The 17,037-nt window shown below is 74.0% G+C and carries 15 protein-coding genes; 11 read left to right on the forward strand and 4 right to left on the reverse strand.

Annotated elements, in window-relative coordinates; genetic code table 11:
• Positions 1–127 precede the first annotated feature (127 nt).
• From O2W16_RS05205 to O2W16_RS05220, 4 genes are all read left to right on the forward strand, one after another.
• A complete protein-coding gene (locus tag O2W16_RS05205; protein WP_269157742.1) occupies positions 128–754 on the forward strand; it encodes a TetR/AcrR family transcriptional regulator in 627 nt (208 codons plus the stop codon).
• A 23-nt stretch (positions 755–777) separates the two neighbouring features.
• On the forward strand, positions 778–3,018 hold the full coding sequence (locus O2W16_RS05210; RefSeq protein WP_269157743.1) for an MMPL family transporter: 2,241 nt from the start codon (positions 778–780) through the stop codon (positions 3,016–3,018).
• 74 nt (positions 3,019–3,092) lie between these two features.
• Positions 3,093–4,031: a hydroxymethylglutaryl-CoA lyase gene (locus O2W16_RS05215; RefSeq protein WP_269157744.1), complete on the forward strand. Its 939-nt coding sequence runs from the start codon at positions 3,093–3,095 to the stop codon at positions 4,029–4,031.
• A 57-nt stretch (positions 4,032–4,088) separates the two neighbouring features.
• Entirely contained in the window at positions 4,089–4,613 is a 525-nt protein-coding gene (locus tag O2W16_RS05220; RefSeq protein ID WP_269157745.1) for a flavin reductase family protein, read from the forward strand.
• Positions 4,614–4,626: 13 nt separating this feature from the next.
• Here O2W16_RS05220 and O2W16_RS05225 read toward each other — a convergent pair whose 3' ends face one another.
• From O2W16_RS05225 to O2W16_RS05240, 4 genes are all read right to left on the reverse strand, one after another.
• Entirely contained in the window at positions 4,627–6,969 is a 2,343-nt protein-coding gene (locus tag O2W16_RS05225) for a SpoIIE family protein phosphatase (protein WP_269157746.1), read from the reverse strand.
• Positions 6,970–7,044: 75 nt separating this feature from the next.
• The gene (locus tag O2W16_RS05230) at positions 7,045–7,548 is read right to left on the reverse strand and encodes a hypothetical protein (RefSeq protein ID WP_269157747.1); all 504 of its coding nucleotides are present in this window, start codon (positions 7,546–7,548) and stop codon (positions 7,045–7,047) included.
• Entirely contained in the window at positions 7,541–7,906 is a 366-nt protein-coding gene (locus O2W16_RS05235; RefSeq protein ID WP_269157748.1) for a hypothetical protein, read from the reverse strand. Before O2W16_RS05235 ends, O2W16_RS05230 begins: the two co-directional genes overlap by 8 nt.
• Positions 7,907–7,960: 54 nt before the next feature.
• Positions 7,961–8,953: an aldo/keto reductase gene (locus O2W16_RS05240; protein WP_269157749.1), complete on the reverse strand. Its 993-nt coding sequence runs from the start codon at positions 8,951–8,953 to the stop codon at positions 7,961–7,963.
• A gap of 107 nt (positions 8,954–9,060) precedes the next feature.
• Between O2W16_RS05240 and ngg the strand changes: the two genes are divergently transcribed.
• From ngg to O2W16_RS05275, 7 genes are all read left to right on the forward strand, one after another.
• Entirely contained in the window at positions 9,061–10,827 is a 1,767-nt protein-coding gene (gene ngg / locus O2W16_RS05245; protein WP_269157750.1) for an N-acetylglutaminylglutamine synthetase, read from the forward strand.
• Entirely contained in the window at positions 10,827–11,207 is a 381-nt protein-coding gene (gene crcB / locus O2W16_RS05250; protein ID WP_269158116.1) for a fluoride efflux transporter CrcB, read from the forward strand. The genes ngg and crcB overlap by 1 nt, the downstream gene beginning before the upstream one ends.
• Positions 11,204–11,557, forward strand: coding sequence for a fluoride efflux transporter FluC (locus tag O2W16_RS05255; protein WP_269157751.1), 354 nt, complete (start codon positions 11,204–11,206; stop codon positions 11,555–11,557). Before crcB ends, O2W16_RS05255 begins: the two co-directional genes overlap by 4 nt.
• Positions 11,558–11,637: 80 nt before the next feature.
• On the forward strand, positions 11,638–13,029 hold the full coding sequence (locus O2W16_RS05260; RefSeq protein WP_269157752.1) for an alpha,alpha-trehalose-phosphate synthase (UDP-forming): 1,392 nt from the start codon (positions 11,638–11,640) through the stop codon (positions 13,027–13,029).
• A complete protein-coding gene (gene otsB, locus O2W16_RS05265; protein ID WP_269157753.1) occupies positions 13,026–13,781 on the forward strand; it encodes a trehalose-phosphatase in 756 nt (251 codons plus the stop codon). Before O2W16_RS05260 ends, otsB begins: the two co-directional genes overlap by 4 nt.
• Before the next feature lie 326 nt (positions 13,782–14,107).
• The gene (locus O2W16_RS05270) at positions 14,108–16,615 is read left to right on the forward strand and encodes a chemotaxis protein CheA (RefSeq protein ID WP_269157754.1); all 2,508 of its coding nucleotides are present in this window, start codon (positions 14,108–14,110) and stop codon (positions 16,613–16,615) included.
• Positions 16,616–16,617: 2 nt separating this feature from the next.
• Positions 16,618–16,998: a chemotaxis protein CheW gene (locus tag O2W16_RS05275; protein WP_269157755.1), complete on the forward strand. Its 381-nt coding sequence runs from the start codon at positions 16,618–16,620 to the stop codon at positions 16,996–16,998.
• Positions 16,999–17,037: the final 39 nt, after the last annotated feature.

A 17,037-nucleotide genomic window follows, 5' to 3' on the forward strand; every position in this document is an offset into this window, starting at 1 on the left:
CCCGGCAGGCGGCTGTACGAGGCCGCCGTCTCCCTGCGGGGAGGCGGCGGCCTCGTCGCGTCCGGCGCCGGGAGAGTGACCCATCTCGCCTCCCGATGCATCGGTGTATCCAATACAGTTCTGCATCGTGAGCGACGTCGACCTGCAACGGCCCAAGCGCCGTCGTGAAGCAACCGTCGAGCGGCTGCTGGACGCCGCCCTGCAGACCTTCGCCGAGCAGGGCTTCGCCGCGGCCAGCGTCGAGGACATCTGCAGCCGCGGTGGGTTGACCCGCGGTGCCTTCTACTCCAGCTTCACGTCCAAGGACGAGCTGTTCGAGGCGCTGATGACCCGCGAGGTCGAGCGGGACCTCGCCCGGGTCGCCGAGCTCCTCACCGGCCTGGCCGATGAGCCGGACCCGCTCGCCGCCGCGGTCGACCGGGTGCTGGGCGCCTTCCGCTGCGACCGCACCTGGGCGCTGGTGGTCACCGAGTACACGCTGCACGCCGCCCGGAACCCCGAGGCCGCCGAGGTGCTGCGCCGGCACGACGAGCAGGTCGGCAGCCGGCTCGCCGACCTGGTCGACCGGATGGCCGCGGAGGCGGGGCTGGTCTTCACCCTGCCGGCGGCCGACCTCATCGGGGCGGCCACCGCGTTGCTCAGCGGGCTCACCGTCATGTCCCTCACCGCGCAGGGCGACCTCGAGCCCCTGCGCCGCACCGCCCTGCTCTCCCTCGTCCGCGGTGCCGTGTCGAGCACCCCGACCACCCCCTGACCCGGCTGAACCCAGGAGAACCGATGTCCACCCTGCTCTACCGGATCGGCCGCGCGGCCTATCGCCGTCGCGGGCTCTTCTCCGTGGCCTGGCTCGCGGTCCTCGGGCTCGTCGTGGGGCTCTTCCTCACCATCGGCGGGGAGTTCGACGACGAGTTCACGATCCCCGGCTCGGAGTCCCAGGCCGCGCTGGACCGGCTCGACGACGTCTCGCCCGCAGCGGCGGGGGCCGGTGCACAGCTGGTCTTCGTCGCGCCCGAGGGCGCCACGGTCGCCGACCCCGAGTACGCCGCCGCGATCGCGGAGACCGTGGCCGCCGCCGGCCAGGTCGACCAGGTCGCCGCCGTGCAGGACCCCTTCGCCACCCAGTCGATCAGCCCGGACGGCCGCGCGGCCCTGGCCCCGGTGCAGTACTCGGTGCCGCCGCCCGAGCTCGGGGAGAACGCGCTCGAGGACCTGCAGGCGGCCGCCACCGCCGCCACGGACGCGGGCCTGCAGGTCGAGGTCGGCGGGGCCGCCTTCAACACCGGTGCGGTGACCGTCGGCCCGCTGGAGCTCATCGGTGTCGCTGTCGCCGTCCTGGTGCTCGTGATCACCTTCGGGTCACTGCTCGCAGCCGGGATGAACCTGCTGACCGCGCTGGTCGGGGTGGGCATCGGGCTCACCGGGCTGCTGGCGACGTCCGGGATCATCACGCTGTCCTCGACCGCCCCGACGCTGGCGCTGATGATCGGCCTGGCGGTCGGCATCGACTACACGCTGTTCATCCTGTCCCGGCACCGCAGCCAGCTGGCCGCCGGCATGGACCCCGAGGAGTCCGCCGGGCGGGCCGCCGGCACCGCCGGTTCCGCGGTCGTGTTCGCCGGTCTGACCGTGATCATCGCGCTGTCCGGGCTCGCCGTCGTCGGCATCCCGTTCCTGACCGTGATGGGCCTGGGCGCCGCGGGGACGGTGCTGGTCGCCGTCCTGGTCGCGCTCACCCTGCTGCCCGCGCTGCTGGGCTTCGCCGGCGCCCGGCTGGTGCCCAAGCCCGGTTCCCGCGCCGCCCGGCGCGAGCACGCCCTCGCCGAGCACGCCGGGGCACCGGCGCGCACCGGCGGCGCCCGGTGGGCCGCCTTCGTCACCCGCCGTCCGGTGCTCACCGTCCTGGTCACGGTCGTCGGCCTGCTGGTGATCGCGATCCCGGCGCTGCAGCTGCGGCTGGCCCTGCCCGACGCCAGCACCGCCCCCGAGGACAGCACCACCCGGCAGGCCTACGACGCGGTCAGCGAGTACTTCGGCCCGGGCGCCAACGGCCCGCTCATCGTCTTCCTCGACGGACTGGACCCGGCGACCGCCGAGCAGACGGCCGGCCAGGCCGCGGCGGCGATCGGTGGCACGCCGACCGACCAGCCCGGGGAGTTCACCGGCGGGCTGGACGACGTCGCCTACGCGCTCCCCCAGGTGCTGGCCGACGGCACCGCCGCGATCGTCCAGGTGGTGCCGGAGAGCGGTCCGCAGGACGAGGCGACGACCGCGCTCGTGGCCGACCTGCGCGACCTCGCGGACGACCTGGAGGCCGACACCAGCGGGGACGTGACGGTCACCGGGCAGACCGCCGTCGCCATCGACGTCTCCGACCGGCTGGGCGGTGCCCTGCTGCCGTTCACCCTGGTCGTCGTCGGCCTGGCGCTGGTCCTCCTGCTGCTGGTGTTCCGCTCGATCCTGGTGCCGATCAAGGCCGCGCTGGGCTTCCTGCTCTCGGTGGGCGCCTCGTTCGGTGCCGTCGTCGCGGTCTTCCAGTGGGGCTGGCTGATGGACGTCTTCGGCGTGCCGGCCACCGGCCCGGTGATCAGCTTCATGCCGATCCTGCTGATGGCGGTGCTCTTCGGCCTGGCCATGGACTACGAGGTCTTCCTCGTCTCCCGGATGCGGGAGGAGTTCGTGCACGGGGCCGCTCCGCGGGAGGCGGTGGTCGCCGGCATGCGGCACGCGTCCCGGGTGGTCGTCGCGGCGGCGCTGATCATGTTCTCGGTGTTCGGCAGCTTCGTGACCATCGAGGACGTGACCGTCAAGGCGATCGCCTTCGGCCTGGCGGTCGGCGTCCTGGTGGACGCCTTCGTCGTCCGGATGACGCTGGTGCCCGCGGTGCTGGCCCTGCTGGGTCGCTCGGCCTGGTGGCTGCCGCGCTGGCTGGACCGGCTGCTCCCCGACCTGGACGTCGAGGGTGCCAAGCTCGGCCGGACCGTCGAGGTCGAGCGCACCCCCGAGCCGGTGGGCAGCTGAACGGACCCGGGTCCCGGTTCCACGTGGAACCGGGACCCGGGGGCAGGATGGGGCCGACGGCGAGGAGGCCTGACGTGAACGAGTTCGATCTGGTGCTGCCGACGGCGGTCGACGTCCGCGAGGTCGGGATGCGGGACGGGCTCCAGCTGGAAGATCCGGTCCCCCTGGCCGGCAAGCTGGCCATGCTCGAGGCCCTGGTGGCCACCGGTGTCCGGCGGATCGAGGTCACCTCCTTCGTCTCGCCGAAGGCGGTGCCCGCCCTGGCCGACGCCGACCAGGTCGCCGCCGAGCTGCATCGTTTCGACGGCGTGCACTTCTCCGCCCTGGTGGCCAACCCGCGGGGCGCCGTCCGCGCGGTCGACGCGGGGATCGCGCACCTGGAGTACGTCGTCTCCGCCGCCGACTCGCACAGCCGCGCCAACGCCGGCCGCTCCACCGCCGAGGCGGTCGCCGCGGTCGGGGAGATCGCCGAGCTGGCCCACGGCGCCGGCGGCTCCCTGGAGGTCATCGTCGCCACCGCCTGGGACTGCCCGTTCGACGGGCGGACGCCGGTGGCCCGCACCGTGGACGTCACCCGGGCCGCGGTCACCGCCGGCGCCGACCAGCTCTGCCTGGGCGACACGATCGGCACGACCACCCCGGCCCGCGTCGTCCGGCTGCTCGACGAGGTCCGCCGGGCCTGCCCGGGGGTGCCGCTGGGCGTGCACTTCCACGACACCCGCGGCACCGGCCAGGCCAACGCCCTGGCGGCCCTGCAGGCCGGCATCACCCAGCTCGATGCCTCGGTCGGCGGCCTGGGTGGGTGCCCGTTCGCCCCTGGCGCCAGCGGCAACATCGCCACCGAGGAGCTCGTCTACTGGCTGGCCGACGCCGACGTGGCGACCGGCATCGACCTGGACGCCGTCCTGGCCGCGGCCGCGGTCACCGAGCGGGCCGTCGGCCACGAGCTGCCCAGCTCGCTGTTCCGGGCCGGGGGCCGCAACGAGCCCCGCGGCGCGGTCCTGCCGGCCTGACCATGGGTGACCGGTCGCACGGTGCCCCACCGGGTCGCGCGTGATGGGATCGACGGTGTGAACCCAGGCGCGGACGTCCCCCCGGCAGTGGTCGACCCCTCGGTGATGCGGGACGTGCTCGGGCACTTCGTCTCCGGCGTCACCGTGGTGACGGCGATGACCACCGACGGCCCGGTGGGCTTCACCTGCCAGTCGTTCAGCTCGCTGTCCCTGGACCCGCCGCTGGTCGCCTTCGCCCCGGCCCGCACCTCGCGCACCTGGCCGCTGCTCCGCGAGGCCGGCAGCTTCTGCGTCAACGTCCTCGCCGACGAGCAGAGCGGCCTGTCCCGGCAGTTCGCCCGCTCCGGCACCGACAAGTACGCCGGGGTGCAGTGGGCACCGAGCCCGCACGGCGCTCCCGTGCTCGCCGACGTCGTCGCCTGGATCGACAGCGAGCTGTGGGCCGAGTACGACGGGGGTGACCACACCATCGTCGTCGCCCGGGTGCTGGACCTCGGCGCCGACGCCTCTCGCACGCCGCTGCTGTTCCACCGCGGCGCCTACGGTCTCCAGCAGGCCCGGCTGGACCCCGAGGAGCGCTGAACCCGAGGAGCCCTCAGACCCGCTGGCCGAAGCGCAGGGCGAGCACGGCGACGTCGTCCCGGCGGTCCGGGTCCGCGCCGACGGCGTGCAGGCACAGCGCGGCCGGGTCGTCGTCGACCGGCGCGTCGCGCAGCCGCTGCACCAGTGCGGCGATCCCCTGGTCCAGGTCCTCGCCAGGTCGCTCGATCAGCCCGTCGGTGTAAGCCACCAGCGTCGCCCCGGGCGGGATGCTCACCGCGCGGGACTGCCGCCGGTGCAGCACGTCGACGCCGATGAGCATCCCCGTGATCCCGTCGAGCATCTCGACCGTGCCGTCGACGTGGCGCAGCATCAGGGGCGGGTGCCCGGCGTTGGCCAGCTGCAGCCGCCAGGGCTCGCCCTCGGCGCTGGGCCGCTCGACCCGGCCGTAGATCATCGTCGCCATCCGGGCCACGTGCAGGCCCTGCACCAGCCGGTCGACCCGGCCGAGGATCTCCCCCGGGTCGCCCTCGCCGGCGTCCCAGGCGCAGGCCCGCAGCAGACCGCGCAGGTGCCCCATCGCGGCGGCCGCGGCGACGTCGTGCCCGACGACGTCGCCCACGGCCAGCCCCACGCTGCCGTCGGGCAGGTGCAGCAGGTCGTAGAAGTCACCGCCGACGTCGGCGGCGCTCGACGCGCTGAGGTAGTGCGCCGCGGCCTCGACGCCGGGGATCTCCGGCAGCTCCGGCAGCAGGGACCGCTGCAGGGTCTCGGCGACGGTGTGCTCCTGCTGGTACAGCCGAACGTTGTCCATCGCCATGGCGGCCCGGCGGGAGAGGTCCCGGGCCAGGTCGACGTCGTCGGCGCCGAACCGCCGCGCCTGGGTCTCGGCGACCAGGGTGAGTGCGCCGAGCGTGCGACGGCGGGCGACCAGCGGCACGGTGAGCTGCGAGGAGGTGCCCAGCTCGGCCATCACCTCGCGCAGCGCGGGGTCGGGGGCGGCCGCCAGCAGGATCTCGTCGGTGATCTCCGGGACGAGGACCGGTTCGCTGGATCGGAGGACCCGCCGGATGGGGGCGGCGTCGGGCAGGTCGGCGATGCGCAGCGCGGCGAAGCGGCGCAGCTCCTCAGTCAGCCCTCGCCGGTGGGCGGAGGAGGTACCGGTGACCGCGCCGTGCTCGTCGACCAGCGTGAGGAAGACCCAGTCGGCCAGCAGCGGCACGCACAGCGAGGCCAGCCGGTCGAGCAGGTCGTCCATGTCCAGGGTCGCGCTGAGGGTGCTGGTGGCCTCGGCCATCAGCGCCAGCCGGCTCTGTGCCCGCTCGGCCTCGACCCGGGCGGCGTCGGCGGCAGCGTGGGCCTCTTCGGCGTCGCGGCGGGCGGCCTGCTCGGCGGCGAACGCGGCCTTGCGGTCGTCCTCGACCCGCACCCGTTCGGTCACGTCGGTCTGCACGCCGACGAAGCTGACCAGCTCGCCCTCGCCGTCGAACACCGGGCTGATCGACAGCTGGTTCCAGAAGGCCGTGCCGTCCTTGCGGTAGTTCAGCAGCGTGGTGGTGACCGGCTGCTCGTCGCGCAGCGCCTGGCGCAGGTCGGCGATGGCCTTCTCCTCCGTCGCCGGGCCCTGCAGGAAGCGGCAGTTGCGCCCGACGCTCTCCTCGTAGGTGTAGCCGCTGATCCGGGTGAAGGAGGGGTTGACCCACACCAGCGGGTCGTCCTCCTGCCGGGGGTCGGTGATGGTGAAGGCGATGTCGGTGGCGACGACGGCGCGCTCGCGCAGCGCCTGCAGCTGGGCCTCGGGGTCGGCCGCATCGGTGGGCCCGTCGAGCTGCAGGAAGACCACCAGCGACATCCGCTGTTCGCTGTCGTCCCGGGACAGCGGGAAGCCGCTCACCCACAGCACCTGGTCGCCGTCGAGCTCCTCGTCGGCGGCCCGCCGTTCGTCCGAACTGCGCCGGGGGTTGAGCCGGACGGCCTCGCCGGCGACCAGCCGGCCGGCAGCGACATCGGACAGCGGTCCGGCAGACCGCGCCAGTGGTGCACCGGACAGGTCGGTGAGGCCGGCCGAGGCCCCCCAGGTGTCGACGCCGACCGGCAGGCGCACGTTCCCGGCCAGCTCGATCGCCGCGGAGTTGGCGTAGATCACCGTGCCAGCGGCCTGGTCGATGACCAGCACGGCGACCGGGACGTCGGAGAGGACACCGGGCAGCGCCGCCTGGGCGCCGCGGTGGGTGTCGGTGCCCGCGACGATCGCCTCGGCGGCCCCGACGACCGATGCCTGCTGGCGGCTCTGCTCGTCCTGGTCGGACGAGGCCGGGAGGACCTCGGTCAACGCTGCGGCGGCCTCGGGTGGCACCTGACGGGTGCCCGGGCCCCCGGGTCGTCTGTCTGACGGCACCGAGTGATTTTAGGAGATGCGCATCGGTTGCGCACCACGGAGTGTCGTCGGCCAGGCCGGTGTCACCCGTGCGGGTCACCCGGCGTGGGCGGTCCCGCCGGTCGGTGGACGCGCGTCGGCGACCCGGGACTGGTGGCGAAGCCACAGCAGACCGAGCACCGGGAGCAGCAGCGGGACGTAGCCGTAGCCCTGCCCGTAGCCCGACCACACGGTGGCGTCCGGGAACGCCGCCGGGTCCAGCAGGGAGAGCGTGCCCACCACCAGCACGCCGGCCAGTTCGATCGAGCAGGCGACCACGGCGGTGTGGCGGCCACCGCGACCACCGCGGGCCAGCCCGACCGTGGCGATGACGTAGACCACCGCGGCCACGGCCGACAGCAGGTAGGCCAGCGGCGCCTCGTCGAACTGCGTCGACAGCTGGACCGCCGCCCGGGCGCCTGCGGCGAGGGCGAACACCCCGTAGAGCGCGACCAGCACCCGCCCCGGGCCGCGGATCGTGCCCGGGTCGGCGGACGTCCCCTCCGCGGCCGGCCGGCCCAGCGCGCCGCCGCCGTCGGGCGCCCGACCGTCGTCAGCCACCGGTGACCTCCCACAGGTCCAGCAGCCGCCAGAGCATCACGGCGACGGCCAGCGCGGCGACCCCGAGCACCGTCCCCGCCCAGCGGGTGGGATCGGAACGGGCCCAGAGCAGCCCGGCGATCGGCAGCAGCACGACGCTGAGCAGGTAGGCGAGGAAGGTGGCCAGGTCCTCGGGTCGGTCCCCGCCCGCGAGCGCTGCCACCGCCACGCCGAGCTGCACCAGCAGCAGCAGCTCCAGCAGCCCGGCGCCGGCCAGGTGTGCGGTGCCGATCCGGCGGCGCAGCGCCGTGCTCAGCCCACCGAGGGCGGCCAGCACGACGGCGACGACGGTCGCGGCGACGACGAGCGGTGTGCTCACCGGTGGTGGCCGGTCAGGATGGGTGGCACGTCCCCATCCTGCCCGGCGGCCGGATCAGCGGTGCACGGTGGACATGTCCGGGTACCGGTCGCCGGCCGCAGCCCCGGCCGGGGCGGCCTCGTCCAGCGCCCGCAGGTCCTCCTCGGTGAGGACGACGTCGGCGGCGGCCGCGTTCTCTTCCAGGTACCGCACCCGCTTGGTGCCCGGGATCGGCACGACCGCCGGGGCGCCGGCCCGGCCCGACTGGGCCATCACCCAGGCCAGCGCGAGCTGGGTGGCGGTGACGCCCTTCGCCTCGGCGAGCTCGCGGACCCGGTCGACGAGCTGCAGGTTCCGGATGAACGCCGCCCCCTGGAAGCGGGGGTTGCGCCGGCGGAAGTCGTCGGGCTCGAGGTCGTCGATGCTGCGGATCTGCCCGGAGAGGAAGCCGCGGCCGATCGGTGAGTAGGCGACGAACCCGATGCCCAGTTCGGCGCAGGTGGCCAGCACGCCGTCCTCCTCCGGGTCGCGGGTCCACAGCGAGTACTCGGTCTGCAGCGCGGTGACCGGCAGGACGGCGTGCGCCCGGCGGATGGTGTCGGGCGCGGCCTCGGAGATCCCCGCGTGCCGGATCTTCCCGGCCTCCACCAGCTCCGCGAGTGCGCCCCAGGTCTCCTCGATGGGCACGGTCGTGTCGACCCGGTGCTGGTAGTAGAGGTCGATGACGTCGACGCCCAGCCGCTGCAGCGAGGCGTCGCAGGCGCGGTGCACGTACTCGGCACGGCCGTTGATCCGGACGAAGGAACCGTCCTCGCCGCGCTCGTTGCCGAACTTGGTGGCCAGCACCACCTCGTCGCGGCGGCCGGCGATGGCCTGACCGACGAGGCGTTCGTTGGTGAAGGGGCCGTACATGTCGGCGGTGTCGAGGAACGTGACGCCGAGGTCGAGGGCCCGCTGGACGGTGCGCTCGGCCTCGGCCTGGTCTCCGGTGCCGTAGAACTCGCTCATCCCCATGCAGCCCAGGCCCTGGGCGGAGACGGTCAGGTCGCGGAGCATGCGTGTCTGCATGGCCCCACCCTGCCCGCCGGCCAGCGGTCGCAACCCGAGCAGGGCGGTGACCGGCGCCTGGTTCCACGTGGAACGCGTCGGAAACGGCGGTCACCTACGGTGGGCGGGTGACCAGCGCACCCCGGAGGTTGGCCGGCCACCGCACCCGTCGGGCGGCACCCGCGTCGCTCACCAGCCGGTCGTGGCAACAGCCCGCGGCGCACGAGCTGCAGGGGATGCAGGGCGACGTCGTCCTGGACATGGGCTGGGGCCGGCTGGTGTTCGGGCAGACGTTCGCCGACCTGTCCGGCGTGCTGACCGCACTGCGGGCGGAGGAGTCCGGGCGGCGGGACATCTGCGTCTACCCCTGGGACCCGCAGGTGCTGGTGGGGATGGCCCCCGACGAGCTGTTCATCGACCCCTCCTTCGTCTACCGGCTGCCGCTGCACCGCTACCGGCCCCGGGAGGAGGTCATCCGCGGCGTCTTCGTGCGCACGGTGACCTCCGCGGCCGAGATGGACCGGATCAACGAGCTGTACGCCCGAGCGGGCATGGTCACCGGCGACGCCGCCACGATGTGGCGCAACCACCGCACCCGCACCTTCACCTACCTGGTCGCCGAGGACCGGCGCACCGGTCAGGTCATCGGCACGGTCACCGGCGTCGACCACGAGCTGGCGTTCGGCGACCCCGACGGCGGCGCCAGCCTGTGGTGCCTGGCCGTCGACGCGCAGGACGCACCGGCCGGCGCCGGCGAGGCGCTCGTGCGGGTGCTCGCCGAGCGGTACGCGGCCCGGGGCCGGGCGCACCTGGACCTCTCGGTCATGCACGACAACACCGCGGCGATCGCGCTCTACCGCAAGCTGGGCTTCTCCCGGATCTCCGCGGTCTGCGTCAAGCGGAAGAACCCGATCAACACCCCGCTGTTCGCCGCTCCCCCGCCCGGCCTGGCCCAGCTCAACCCCTACGCGCGGATCATCGCCGACGAGGCGCTGCGCCGCGGGATCCGGGTGGAGGTCACCGACGCCGAGTTCGGCGAGCTGCGGCTGGCGCTGGGCGGGCGCGCGGTGCTGACCCGGGAGTCGCTGTCGGAGTTCACCTCCGCGGTCGCGATGAGCCGGTGCGACGACAAGCGGGTGACCCGCCGGATCATGGAGCGCGCCGGCGTCCGGGTGCCCCGCGGCGCCGTGGTGGTCGACGGGGCGGACGCCGCTGCCCAGCAGCTGCTGACCGACTGCGACGCCGTGGTGGTCAAGCCGGCCCGCGGTGAGCAGGGCAAGGGCATCACCGTCGGCGTCCGCGACGAACCGGCGCTGGAGCGGGCCCTCGCGCTGGCCGCCCAGTACTGCCCCGACGTCCTGGTCGAGGAGCTGGTCGCCGGGGACGACCTGCGGGTCGTGGTGATCGACCACCGGGTGGTCGCCGCCGCGCTCCGTCGGCCGGCCGAGGTCGTCGGCGACGGCCGGCAGGACGTCGCCGCCCTGGTCCGGGAGACCAGCCGCCGCCGGCAGCGGGCCACCGGCGGGGAGTCGAGCATCCCGCTGGACGACGCCACCGCCGAGGTGGTCACCGACGCCGGGCACGCCATGGACGAGGTCCTGCCGCGGGGCCAGCGGCTGCGGGTGCGGCGGACGGCGAACCTGCACACCGGCGGCACGATCGACGACGTCACCGACCGGCTGCACCCCGACATCGCGGCGGCGGCCGTGCGGGCCAGCCGGGCCATCGGCATCCCGGTGACCGGGCTGGACTTCATGGTCCCGGAGGTCACCGGGCCCGAGCACGTGTTCATCGAGGCGAACGAGCGGCCCGGGCTGGCCAACCACGAGCCGCAGCCGACCGTCGCCCGCTTCGTCGACCTGCTGTTCCCGGAGACGCGCGGGGCGGACCGCTGATCGGCTACCTCGCCGCTGCCCTGGGCGGGGTGCTCGGGGCGCTGGCCCGCTGGGGCGTGGCCGAGGCGTTGCCCTCCCCCGCCGGGGGGTGGCCGTGGGCCACGCTGCTGGTCAACCTGACCGGGTGTGCGCTGATCGGCGCGCTGCTGGCCGTCCTGCTGGCCCGGCACCCGGACTCCGCGTGGCTCCGGCCGTTCCTGGTCACCGGGGTGCTCGGCGGGTACACGACGTTCTCCGCCTTCGCGGTGGAGACCGTACGGCTGGTCGAGGACGGCGCCGTCCTCCTGGCCGGCGGCTACGTCCTGGTGTCGGTCGTCGGGGGCGTGCTGGCGGTGGCCGCCGGACTGACCGCCGGCCGCGCGGTGGTGAGCCGGCCGTGACGGTGCTGTGGGTGGCGCTGGGGGCGCTGGCCGGTGCGCCGCTGCGGCTGTTCGCCGACCGGGTGGCCACCGCCCGCCGGGGCCGGGGCAGCGTGGTGGGGACCCTGGCGGTCAACGTGCTGGGCAGCGCCGTCCTCGGGGTGCTGCTGGGCCGGTCCGACGTCTCCCCCGCCGTCCTCGCCCTGGTGGGCGCCGGCTTCTGCGGCACGCTCACCACCTTCTCCACCTTCGGCTGGGACGTCGTCCGGCTGGTGGAGGAGCGCGCCGTGCTGCGGGCGCTGGGCTACGTCACGGCGTCCCTGCTGCTCGGGCTGGGCGCTGCGGCGGCCGGGTTCCTGCTCTCCCGTTGAGCCGCGATGCGCGCCTGGTGGGGCGCGTCACCTAGGGTCGGTGCGGGATGAGTGGATCAATGCGCACCGGAGGAGATCAGGTGGAGGCCGACAGCCCGGTGGTGGTGGTCGCCAACCGCCTGCCCGTCGATCAGGTGACCGACCCCGACGGGACGACGCGCTACCAGCGCAGCCCCGGCGGCCTGGTCACCGCGCTCGAGCCCTTCGTCGCCGGCCGCGGTGGCGCCTGGGTCGGCTGGTCGGGCGCCGCAGGCGATGCCCCGGAGCCCTTCGAGTCCGGCGGGATGTCGCTGGTCCCGGTGCCGCTCACCGAGGAGGAGGTGGACCGCTACTACGAGGGGTTCTCCAACGCCTCGCTGTGGCCGCTGTACCACGACGTGGTCGAGAAGCCGGAGTACCACCGCGCCTGGTGGGACGCCTACGTCCAGGTCAACAAGCGGTTCGCCGAGCGGGCGGCCGAGGTCGCCGCCGAGGGCGCGATCGTCTGGGTGCACGACTACCAGCTGCAGCTGGTGCCGGCGATGCTCCGCCAGCGGCGGCCCGACCTGACCATCGGCTTCTTCCTGCACATCCCGTTCCCGCCGTACGAGCTGTTCACCCAGCTGCCGTGGCGCTCGGCGATCATCGAGGGCCTGCTCGGCGCCGACCTGATCGGCTTCCAGCAACCGTCCGCGGCGACCAACTTCGTCAACCTGGCCCGGCGGCTGCACGACCTGCCGACCAAGGGCGGCACGATCAGCTACGAGGGCCGCACGGTCACGGCCAAGGCGTTCCCGATCTCCATCGACGTGTCCGCCTTCGACGAGCTGGCCCGCACCCCGGAGGTGCTGGCCCGGGCGGCGGAGATCCGCGAGGAGCTGGGCCAGCCGGACAAGATCGTGCTCGGCGTCGACCGGCTCGACTACACCAAGGGCATCGGGGTGCGCCTGGAGGCGTTCGAGGAGCTGCTCGAGGACGGCGCCCTAGAGGCGCCCTCGACGGTCCTGGTGCAGGTGGCCACCCCCAGCCGCGAGCGGGTCGAGCACTACGTGACGATGCGCGAGACGATCGAGCAGCAGGTCGGGCACATCAACGGCGTCTACGGCTCGATGGCCGGGCCGGCCGTGCACTACTTCAACCAGTCGATGCCCCGCGAGGAGCTGGCCGCGATGTACCGGGCGGCCGACGTCATGCTGGTCACGCCCTATCGCGACGGGATGAACCTGGTCGCCAAGGAGTACGTCGCCGCCCGCGGTGACGGCGGCGGCGTGCTGGTGCTCAGCGAGTTCGCCGGGGCCGCCGCCGAGCTCAAGCAGGCGCTGCTGGTCAACCCGCACGACATCGCCGGGGTGAAGGCCCAGCTGCTGCGCGCGCTGCGGATGGAGCCGGCCGAGAGCGCCAAGCGGATGAAGGCGATGCGCCGGCACATCACCAAGCACGACCTCGACCACTGGGCCAGCTCGTTCTTCGAGTCGTTGCAGGCCCAGGCGTGAGCGCGTCGCTGGACGCCGCCCTGGCGCAGGCCCTGGACCACCTGGCCTCGTCCCGGCCGCTGCTGCTGGCCAGCGACTACGACGGCGTGCTGGCCCGGCTGCGGGACGACCCGGCGGCGGCGGTGCCCGAGCCCGGCGTCGGCGACCTGCTGGCCCGGCTGGCCGCCGTCGACGGGGTGACCGTCGCCCTGGTGAGCGGCCGCGGGGTCGCCGACCTGCAGGCCACCAGCGGGCTGACCGGACCGTTCCGCTGGGTGGGCAGCCACGGCGCGGAGTTCGACGGGCCGCTCACCGGTGACCTCGCCGTCCGCCGGGACGAACTCGCGGCGGCGCTCGCCCCGCTGGTCGAAGCCGTCCCCGGCGCCCGGCTGGAGCACAAGCCGGCCAGTGCCGCGGTGCACGTGCGCACCGTCGCCGACCGTGCCGCGGCGTCCCGGCTGCTCGCCGAGGTCGCCGCCGGCCCCGGTGCCGACCCGGCGCTCACCGCCAAGCCGGGCAAGGACGTGCTGGAACTGGCGGTCACCGACGCCGACAAGGGCTCGGCCCTGGTCCGGCTGCGCGCGGAGCTGGGTGCCCAGGGGGTGCTGTACCTCGGGGACGACGTGACCGACGAGGACGGCTTCCGCGCCCTGGCCCCCGACGGCGTCACGGTCAAGGTCGGTGACGGTGACACCGCCGCAGCCCACCGGGTGCCCGACCTGGACGGTGTGCGCGCCCTGCTCGAACGGCTGGTCACCGCCCTGCACGCCTGAACGAAACCGTCCCACCGGCCTCACCAGGCCCTTTCCGTTCCCTGCTCCCCCACTGTGACCGCCGGCCCCCTGGGTCGGCGGTCACAGTCGTTCCCGGCGCTGCCGATTCGTCACATCACGCCGTGGTCTCGCCACCTGACCTGGTCAGACGCTGATCCGCGGCCATTGTCGACATGGGAATGAAACACCATTTCTGACCCATGGAATGACAATTCAGAAAAGGCGAGTGCTCGCTTGGAGTTCACCTTCAGGTGGTCCGGCGGGCGCCGATGAAGCCATCGCTGTGCGGGGCACGCCCCACGGCGCACCAAGGGGAAGAGGCAGGCGTGGAAGGTCTGGACGACATCGTCGAGGAGTTCCTCGTGGAGAGCCACGAGAACCTCGACCAGCTGGACCAGGATCTGGTCGCACTGGAGCAGGACCCCCGTTCACGGGACCGGCTCTCGAGCATCTTCCGGACCATCCACACGATCAAGGGCACCAGCGGGTTCCTGGCCTTCAACCGGCTGGAGGAGGTCGCGCACGTCGGGGAGAACCTGCTGTCCCGGCTGCGGGACGGCGCCCTGGAGCTGACCCCGGTCCGCACCGACGCACTGCTGCACATGGTCGACACCATCCGGGCACTGCTCGCCGCCATCGAGGCCTCCGGCGGGGAGGGCTCCGTCGTGGTCGCCGACACCGTCGCCACGCTCAGCGCCGTCCTCGAGGACGCCCCCGCCCCGGTCGCCGTGCCCGAGCCGGAGGCCGCGCCGGCCGTGGCCGAGGTGCCGGCTGAGGTGCCGGCCGAGGAGCCGGTCGAGGCCCTGGCGGCCCCGGCCAAGCCGGCCCCCGCCAAGCGCGCCGCTGCCAAGAAGGCGCCGGCCAAGAAGGCCGCGCCGAAGACCCCCCGTGTCACCAAGGCCGCCGCACCGGCCGTCCCGAAGCCGGCTCCTGTGCCGGCCGCCGAGATGGTCCCGGCCGCACCGCCCGCGCCGGCTCCGGCCGTCGACGTCCCGAAGGAGGTCCCCATGGAGGTCCCGGTGGCCGAAGCCCCCGCCCTGCCCCCGACCGCAGCCGAGCTCGTCCCGGAGCCCGGTGAGGAGCGCGCCGGCGCACAGCCGGGCCGCCGGGCCGTGGCCGACAGCACCATCCGGGTCGACGTCGACCTGCTCGACGCCCTGATGCTGCTCGTCGGCGAGCTCGTGCTCACCCGCAACCAGATCGTCCAGTACGTCGGCCGGCAGACCGACCAGGACCTGGTCCGGGCCTCCCAGCGGCTGAACCTGATCGCCAGTGAGCTGCAGGAGGGCGTCATGAAGACGCGCATGCAGCCGATCGACCACATCTGGAGCAAGCTCCCCCGCGTCGTCCGCGACCTCGGTCTGCAGTGCGGCAAGTCGGTCCGCCTGGAGATGGAGGGCCGGGAGACCGAGCTGGACAAGACCCTGCTCGAGGCGGTCAAGGACCCGCTGACCCACCTGGTCCGCAACTCCGTCGACCACGGCGTCGAGCCGACCGCGGTCCGCACGGCCGCCGGCAAGCCGGCCGAGGGCGTGCTGACCCTGCGGGCCCGGCACGAGAGCGGCCAGGTCGTGGTCGAGGTGGCCGACGACGGCGCCGGGATCGACCCGGTGAAGATCGGCGCCAAGGCCGTCGAGCGCGGGCTGCTCACCCCGGACGCACTGTCCCGGATGAGCCCCGCCGACATCCTGCAGCTGGTCTTCCTGCCCGGCTTCTCCACCGCCGCGGCGGTCACCAACGTCTCCGGCCGCGGTGTCGGCATGGACGTGGTGAAGACCAACATCGAGTCCATCGGCGGCACGATCGAGGTCGAGTCGGTGCCCGGACGCGGCACCTGCACCCGGCTCCGCATCCCGCTGACCCTGGCGATCGTCCCGGCACTGACCATCGAGTGTGCCGGCGACCGCTACGCCATCCCGCAGATCAGCCTGCAGGAGCTCGTCGCCCTGGACGCCGAGAAGGCCGCGGCCGCCGTCGAGGAGGTCGGTGGGGCGTCGGTCTACCGGCTCCGTGGCGAGCTGCTGCCCCTGGTGCACCTCGCCGACGTCCTGGGCCTGCCCTCGGACCGGCACGACGGCCACGTGGTCATCGCGGTGCTCCGCTCGGAAGGACGCCGGTTCGGGCTGGTCGTCGACCGGGTCATCAACACCGAGGAGATCGTCGTCAAGGCCGTCGGTGGCCAGATGAAGGCCATCGGGCTGTACTCCGGGGCCACCGTGCTCGGCGACGGCGCCGTCGCGCTCATCCTCGACGTCCAGGCGCTCGCCCGCCGGGCGCTGCGCGCCGAGACCGCGGAGCGCCAGGAGGCCCGGGTCGCCGCCAGCGTCACGATCGCCGTCCAGGAGCGCCAGCGGATGCTGCTCGCGGCCATCGGCGGCGGCCGGCGGGTCGCCATCCCGCTGGACACGGTCACCCGGCTGGAGCAGGTGCGCAGCGAGACCGTCGAGCGGGTGGGCTCCCGTGAGGTGGTCCAGTACCGCGGCGCGATCCTGCCGATCGTCCGGCTGGACCGGCATCTGGGCGCCTTCGGTGAGACCGACCGCGAGACGCTCGAGGTCATCGTCTACGCCGACCACGGGCGCAGCGTGGCGATCGTGGTCGAGGAGATCCTCGACATCGTCGACGGCGAGGCCTCGGTGCACAGCGACATCGACGACCTCGGCCTGCTCGGCTCGGCCGTCATCGGCGACCGCGTCACCGAGCTGCTCGACGTCCGGGCGGCCATCCTCGCCGCCGACCCGGCGTTCTACACCACGGCCCCGGCCGCCTTCCCCTCCCCCGATGCGTTCGACGTCGACGGCCTCGGGTCCACCGCTCCCCTGATGGAGGTCTGACCGTGAGCACCGCCACCGAAGCCCGGACCGTCCCGGCGACCAGTCAGCTGGCCACCTTCTGGCTGGACGGCGACCTCTACGGCGTGGAGGTGGAGCACGTCCAGGAGGTGCTGCGCAGCCAGAGCATCACCCGGGTGCCGCTGGCGCCGCCGGCCGTCGCCGGGCTGATCAACCTCCGCGGCCAGGTCGTCACCGCGATCGAGCTGCGCGAGCGGCTGAGCCGCCCGGCCCGGCCGGAGGGTGAGCAACCCGTCGTGATCGTGGTCCGGTTGCACGGCGAGGCGGTCAGCCTGCTGGTCGACAGCATCGCCGACGTCGTGGACGTCGACGTCCGCGACTTCGAGGCCCGCCGGACACGCTCGACGGTGCGGCCCGCGAGCTGATCCGGGGCGCCTACAAGCTCTCCGGCCAGCTGCTCCTCG

The sequence above is a fragment of the Modestobacter sp. VKM Ac-2984 genome (assembly GCF_026967985.1).
In the GTDB taxonomy this organism is placed as follows: Bacteria; Actinomycetota; Actinomycetes; order Mycobacteriales; family Geodermatophilaceae; genus Modestobacter.

Excerpts from the sequence above, each read along its gene's own strand:
- O2W16_RS05240 (WP_269157749.1), bottom strand. The coding sequence starts at position 8,953 with ATGCAGACACGCATGCTCCGCGACCTGACCGTCTCCGCCCAGGGCCTG.
- O2W16_RS05210 (WP_269157743.1), top strand. The coding sequence starts at position 778 with ATGTCCACCCTGCTCTACCGGATCGGCCGCGCGGCCTATCGCCGTCGC.